Source organism: Seonamhaeicola sp. NFXS20 (genome assembly GCF_049132085.1).
Classification (GTDB): Bacteria; Bacteroidota; Bacteroidia; order Flavobacteriales; family Flavobacteriaceae; genus Seonamhaeicola.
This window is the reverse complement of the sequence record NZ_JAFMPU010000034.1, coordinates 1-1758: the sequence shown is the minus strand read 5'-3', so window position 1 is coordinate 1758 and position 1758 is coordinate 1. Positions and strand designations below refer to the sequence as shown.

The 1758-nt window shown below is 30.7% G+C and carries 2 protein-coding genes; both read left to right on the top strand.

What is annotated here, in order from left to right:
• Window positions 1–143: 143 nt before the first annotated feature.
• The gene (locus J1D01_RS17325) at window positions 144–656 is read left to right on the top strand and encodes an SMI1/KNR4 family protein (RefSeq protein WP_421151762.1); all 513 of its coding nucleotides are present in this window, start codon (window positions 144–146) and stop codon (window positions 654–656) included.
• 153 nt (window positions 657–809) lie between these two features.
• Window positions 810–1655: a hypothetical protein gene (locus J1D01_RS17320; RefSeq protein WP_421151761.1), complete on the top strand. Its 846-nt coding sequence runs from the start codon at window positions 810–812 to the stop codon at window positions 1653–1655.
• The last annotated feature ends 103 nt before the right edge of the window (window positions 1656–1758 follow it).

Sequence of the window (1758 nt, the reverse complement as noted above, 5' to 3'; positions counted from 1 at the left end):
ATTGGTTCTATGCAACAGTTAAGAAGAAAAGAGGACTTGTACGTGTAATAAGGCTTTAACTTGAAGACCGTTTTAGTTCTCCTCTTTTCTTCTTTTAAATTAATAAATCAAAATAAAGAAAACCGTTGTGGTTAATTTGAAAAATGAACAGTCTACTAAAACAAATATCAGAGAAAGCGATTGAATTAGCTGATTTTGAGTTTACTCAAGAGCAGACTGAAAATAAATGGTTAGGAACAATACCTGTTCCAGAAACCGAAATAAACTTGACCGAAAAAAGACTCGGAATTGAATTCCCAACCGACTTTAAACAGTTTCTATTAATTACAAACGGATTTTCAGCACCAAACGATATTGAACCGACTTTTGAGCCGATTAACAAAATTGACTTTCTGAAAAATATTGACAGTTTTATAATCGAAGCTTATAGTATTAACGGAATTGAAAATATCGGAAAACAACTTGAAAAAAGTATTTTAGTTGGTGGAATAAATCAAGAACAATACTTTCTTCTAATTCCACCGAATTCAACAAATGAAAAGTGGAAATATTGGAAATTTACAAATTGGCATCCTGGAGAAGAAGAACATATAAATTTGGAAAGTTATTTTACGGAAGTCTTGAACTTTATGAATGAACAAATCGAAACCGAATAAAAAAACTAACCACAACACCGTGTATAAAAAATTGCTAGTTTTATACTAAACCAATGTTAGTTGCTTTGCTTGCTTGCATCTGATTTTCCTTCGGAAAATCCTCGCACACAAGCACGCAACTTTCCATACACATAAACGTTGCCAACAATTAGAATGAACGACAGATATAAAAATCACCAGTTTTTCTCACCTGAACATATTTATGAATATGAAAATATTCAACAATATGACAATCCAAAAATAAACTCTGAAAACATCCGAATTGGAAGTTTGTCTTTTCAATGGGACGTTTCGAGTAAAAAGGAAAAAGAACGAGTAAAAAACGGATGGATTAAAATAATCCCAAACTTGGATAAAGTAAAGCGGATTTCCATCTCTTGTGGGATTAATCAAGAGTTTCTTGATATTTTTTGTGACTTACCAAATCTTACGGACTTAATAATTGACAGTTCAAAAGCAACTGACTTAAATCCAATTTTAAAACTGACAAAACTCAAAAGGTTAGAATTGGAAAGATTTACTCAGCTGAAAGACATTTCACCCATTGCAAAAATTGAACTGACTCATTTAAGAATTGAAAACTCATTTAAAATTGAGAATTATGAAAAAATCGGAGAAGTAACTTCTCTAATTGGACTTTCCCTAAATGGAGACACTTTTGCACCAAAAAATTTGAGACTTAAAAGTTTAGAATCTTATGAAAAGCTCAAAAATCTGAAACATTTAGATTTAAATTCAGCTTCTGTAATTGACAAATATTCATACAAAAGTCTTTTACAGCTTGAGAATTTGATTAGGTTCGATATTTTAGTAATTGTGCCAAAAGAAATTAAAAAAGTTATTTTAGAGCAACATAAAACCCTGAATTCGGGAAATTTTACGGATTGGGATGATAAGAACAAAAAGTTTTACGATGATAAAGATTGGGAGATTAAAAAATTAGAAGAACTGAAAAAAATAACTGTTGGCAACAATGGTAACCGTTGCACAAGCCCATAATGTATCCTAAAATTATAATTAGAAACCGTCTTTTAAAGGCGGTTTCTGTTTTTATACACTTAAAAACTCTGGTGTTTTAAAAGGCTTTAAAAGCATGTTTATA